The sequence below is a fragment of the Methanococcoides seepicolus genome (assembly GCF_023684405.1).
In the GTDB taxonomy this organism is placed as follows: Archaea; Halobacteriota; Methanosarcinia; order Methanosarcinales; family Methanosarcinaceae; genus Methanococcoides; species Methanococcoides seepicolus.
In genome coordinates this window covers 1-5,359 of the sequence record NZ_JAGSOI010000100.1, presented here as the reverse complement: position 1 = coordinate 5,359, position 5,359 = coordinate 1, and the positions used below count along the sequence as shown (strand labels likewise).

Below are 5,359 nucleotides of genomic sequence, written 5' to 3'. Positions count from 1 at the left end.
AGGTAAAAACAGGGAAGAACAAACTGAGGAAGAAGGTGCTCTAATCTCTTCTTTTTCCTGATCCTTCCCTGTTTTCTTCATTTTCTGCAGAAAGCAAGACACCTACTGCAGCAATATTAAGTTGCTGTCGTAATCCTATATAAAAATATGAGTGATACGATATGAAACAGAAAAAATTCAAATATGGGATCATGGTATGCATGCTCCTGATGCTGATGCTCGCCTTTACAGGTGCAGCCTCGGCAGGAGAATTGCAGGCGCAAACACAGTCCCTGGAAGTTGTGGAACTTACCTCTGCAAACGGGGATCTTGCCAGCATAAAAATAAGCGGGAATTCGGTAGTTGCAGCCGGAAAGAAAATTCCATTGACAGCAACCGTAATAGATGCAAGCGGTAGTGAACTGGAAGGAATACCGGTAAGCTGGAGCTCGGAGGACAGCAATATTGCTGTTATAGGTGCGACTACGGGAGAACTGATCGGAGTGGCCCCGGGCAAAGTAAAAATAACGGCGGCAGATTCAAATTCAGAGTTGAATGGAAGCCTTGAAATTACGGTGGGCGAACCCCTCGAGCATGACCTGATAGTTCAGCAGGTTATTACCAGGACCGAACATGAGTATGACGAGATATACGGCGTGACTATGAATGATGGAATAGTCTACGCTTTCAAGAAATTCAACCAGAGACTCTATGCTTTTGACCTTTACGGGCATGAGCTCTGGCAGCTACGCTTTGGTACTTCTAAAACCGCCGGGGCTAAAACAGTAAAACCGGCCTTTGGGGAGGACGGCACAATCTATGTCCAGTTCCTGGAGAGGGACAATTGGGGAAATATGTCCGTTTATGCCGTAAACCCTAACGGGACCATCAAATGGCATCAGGAAAAAATCAGTAAAAACGCCCTCATGAATCCCTATCCTCTGATAATAGGTGATCAGGTAATAATAGGAGTCTATGATGGAGTCTACAGTCTGGATGCCGCCGATGGAAGTGAAAACTGGTATTATAAAATCAATAATAACAGCCTGAGTCTGGATGTGGCTGATTACCGTTTATATCAATCCCCTGTATCTGATGACAGCGGAAATATATATGTGATAATAGAAGGAAGCCCTGTCGGTATTGAGGACGGCAAGATCCAGGTTCTGGACATCAATGGAAATGAGAAATGGAACCATACAACGTTTGAAGGAACTATGAAATGGGTGACCCCTCCTGTCATAAGCAGCAGCGGCACTGTATATGTTACCGACGATACCCATGTCATACAGGCCTTAAACCCCCAGGACGGCAGCATAATCACAGAGGATCCCCTTAACGACTATGTCATTGAGGAAGACAGTGAATATGAGATTATATCTTTTTTGATAGGCAGTGATGATACCATATACGTATCTGTAAATAATAATTTTAAAAAACATACCAGATATTACGCCATCAACCCGGATGGGACCCTTAAATATACCCATGAAAACATTCATTTAGGCAAGGGTATAATGGCGGTAGACGATGAAGGGTATTTATATTACGCCAAATGCGTTGGAGGCCTGGCCGGCGGAATGGGTATGTTCAGTGTGGACCCCTATGGAAATGAAGCTGGCAGCATAGCTGCATTTGGCAGTAGTGTGGCTGAATATAACAATATATACATTGATGGAAATGTGCTTCTCAGCTCAAGGTCAAAGTTCGGAAAGTTCCTGATCGCAAAAATCGACAGAGGAACTCCTGATGTACCTGCTGTGTTAAAAATAAGCGGAAAGGACAGGGAATTCGGACTGAACCTTGAGGAAGTTCTGGGTGTCAGCGTATACGATGCCGAAGGTAAAGCCCTGGTAGGCCAGGAAATTGTGTGGCAGAGTTCCAATTCTGACATAATAGAAGTCCTGGAAGACGGAAACTTTAAAGGCAAGGGGCTCGGAACTGCAACCCTTACGGCGACGGTGAATGGTATCGCATTAAGTGACAGTGCAAAGATCAATGTCATAAGAAAAGCTTCCCAGCCCATGACCGTGGAGATCATATCCGAAAGTGGGGAATTAATAGAGAGCCTGAATGTGGAATATTCCATACCATACCAGCTCTACGGCCGGATCCTTGACCAGTATGGCGATGTAATGCCAGATGAAATAATAAGCTGGGAGTGCGGGATAAGCTTTGGAAATGCAGTGGATGAAAATGGAGTGCTGGACCCTCTTGATACCGGGACATACACCATTTCGGCAATATCAGCCACTGACGTCACCCTGTCAACCCAGGTACCTGTTACCATCGAAAGAAAACCTGATGTTTTCACTGCCATAATTCCCGCAGAAATTGCAATAAGCAATCCGGGGACCATAACAGCAAGCCCTGTTAACCAGTATGGAGAGGCCATAACGCTTGAGTCTCCGGTCTGGGTAAGTTCTGATGAAAATATTGTAACAATAAGCAGCGAAGGGGAAATAACTGCGGTTGCCTGTGGAAATACCACAATAACATGTACCTCCGAAGGCATAAGCCAGAGCCACGAAGTAAGGGTAGTACCGGGCTTCGGGTATGAATGGAGCAAGCCTTACAGGTCCTTAAATGAGAATTCTGCCCGGGACAGCAACGGCAATATTTACTGTTTCGATTCCTTTACAGATAAATTGTTATCCATCAATCCCGACGGTGTGGAAAACTGGAACCTGAGCATGGATGCCGGGGATATACACGCAGGGAACAGTGGCAACATTTACTGTCTGGTAAAAGTCAGCACCGGCAGGTATAATTTAACTTCAATTGCCCCGGATAAAACAATTCTCTGGAATACAGAGGTGAACATTTACAGTCGTATCAGGAATATAGCCGAGGCAGCCGACGGAACCGTATATGTTGCAGACGGAGACAGAAACATCCACAAACTCTATGCCATAGATAGCGAGGGGAATGAAAAATGGAATAGAAGCTTTAACACCCAGCTGGAAAGTTTTGTGCTGGACAACAGTGGAAATATTATCTGTACAGGCAACGACGGGGATAACTGCAAAGTCTTCATTATTGAAGATAAGGGAAATGAAGGGAACCTGTCAAGCACCTATACACTTGAAAACTATAGCTTCTCACGTATATCCAACCTTGTGGTGGACAATAACGGTGTGCTCTACGGCTACATCCATGACGATGAAGTCGGTTTAAGCGGAGTAGCTGCGATAGAGAACGGGAATCTGAAATGGATTTCTCATTTTGACCCTGTAAGGTATATTACTTCAGTAAATCCAAAGCTTGTATTGAGCAGCGACGGAGTCCTGTATTTCACTTCACAGGCTGTGTATAACTCTGTATTGTATGCTGTGGATACCGACGGCAATAAGCTCTGGGAGAAACATCTGTACGGTATGGTAAATCCGGATGAAGCCATGCGTGCCCTCGGGGACATTGCAGTGGATGACGATGGATATGTTTACATACCCGTTATCAAACAGGAACCATACGGATACACGACAGCCCCTGCCCAAAGCAACCTGATGAAAATAAACAGCGACGGAAAGATCGTACAGCGCGTCACCTATCCTGTTGAAAAATACGGTAGCTTCACTTCCATACACATAAACAATGACAGTGTTTATGTTCTTGGGTATGGACTGGAAGGAGATCATCTGGTAAAATTCTCCTTTGAAGAGAACCAGGAGCTCGTTCCCGAAGAGATCAGAATCTCCGGTTTACAGAACAGCCTTCTTGAAAACAGTTCCATGCAGCTTGAAGCAAATGTATACAGTCAGATGGGGACCGTAATCTCCGGCGAAACTGTGACCTGGTCAAGCAGTGATGAAAGTAAAGCCACCGTTGACGAAAACGGGCTTGTTACCGCAGTCAGCATGGGTGATGTGAACATAGTAGCAACTCTGGAAAACAACCCGCAGATCTCTGCCTGTTACTCCCTGACAATTATTTACGGCAGCCAGTACTATGTAAGTCCGGAAGATGTGAATGCCAGGACCCAGCAGACCATTGACTACTACAAACAAACAAAGTGCCAGAGCGACTGGATAGCCTTTGGGCTCTGGGCCGCAGGTGAGGATATAAACGAGGAAATTTACTTCAACGGCGATAAGAGCTATATCGAAGGGCTCCGGGAAAAGATCGCTGCCAGCGAGGAACTGGGGTCAATTACGGAATACGAAAAGACCTCCCTGGGCATACTCGCAGCCGGCTGCGACCCCCACGACTTTGGAGGAATGAACCTTATAGAGAAAATAGCCTATTACCCCAGCCTTTCCCAGGGAATCAATGCCGCTATATGGGCACTCGTTGCCTTTAACGCAGCCGATGCCCAGATACCCGAAGGTGCCAATTATGACCAGGAATACATGGTAAACTATCTCCTGGAGCATAAAGTAGGACCTGGATGGAGTCTTGGAACAAATCCGGATATAGACCTGACTGCTATGGCCATATATTCCCTTGCTCCGTATTACAACGAGAGGGCAGATGTAAAAGCCGCAGTCGATGAAGCAGTCGAATGGCTCAAAACCGTGCAAAGCGACAATGGAAGCTTTAGCTGCTTTGGTAGTGCGAAAACCAACACCGAATCCACCGCTCAGGTAATCATGGCCCTGACCTCGGTAGGGGTTGACCCACAGTCAGAAGACTTTACCAGAAACGGCAATCCGGTATCTGCTCTGCTTGGAAATCAGCTCCCTGACGGAAGTTTTTCACACACCCCATCATCAGCATCCAACGGTATGTCCACAAACCAGGCACTACAGGCCCTTGGTGCGCTAAAGCAATTCAATGAAAAGGGAGTCTCCACCATCTTCGGCGATATTCTGACCCACGAAGAAACGGACAGCATAGTAAAGCCTTCATCTAAGAAGTCATCTAGCAGTAGCGGTAGACGTCTTAGTATAGTATCTTCCGTGGAAACACCAGTACCTCCTGTGGAGGAAGAAGATCAGACAACTGAAGATGAAACTGTTGCGGACACCACCAACGATGGTGATTCTGCAAGACAGAATGCAGATGATTCCGGATCACAGGGTGAGGCTGAATATCAGGAACCCGCACCGCTGGAATCCGAGCCGAATACTCCCGGGTTTGAGATGATCTTTGCCGTGATCGGAATATTGATGTCCGTGTACCTGGCTAAGAAGCATTAAAGGACATAAGCAAAGAAATATTGTCGATTTGTGTGAAATGGAGTTATCTCCATGAAACATTCTGAAAGGGATGATATCCCTTTCTTTTTTGGTTCTCTTTAACATCGAGTGGGTAAACTCAGTTTACCTGCCATCAAGAATATCATTGTATTCCTATTTACTTCAGTCTTCAATCCATAAGATCTCTTAAAAGCAGTCTTAATCTTGTTGTTCAATCCTTCAACGACACCATTACTGATATT

The 5,359-nt window shown here is 45.7% G+C and carries 2 protein-coding genes; one reads left to right on the top strand and one right to left on the bottom strand.

Translation table 11 applies throughout. The annotated features are described in order from the left end of the window. Nucleotides 1–161: 161 nt before the first annotated feature. Nucleotides 162–5,117: an Ig-like domain-containing protein gene (locus tag KDK67_RS13485; RefSeq protein WP_250869379.1), complete on the top strand. Its 4,956-nt coding sequence runs from the start codon at nt 162–164 to the stop codon at nt 5,115–5,117. Nucleotides 5,118–5,215: 98 nt separating this feature from the next. Here KDK67_RS13485 and KDK67_RS13480 read toward each other — a convergent pair. After that, a partial coding sequence (locus KDK67_RS13480) for a transposase (RefSeq protein ID WP_250868901.1) occupies nt 5,216–5,359 on the bottom strand: 144 nt, incomplete at its 5' end.

Coding starts and splice junctions, on each gene's coding strand:
- KDK67_RS13485 (WP_250869379.1), top strand. CDS start 162: ATGAAACAGAAAAAATTCAAATATGGGATCATGGTATGCATGCTCCTG.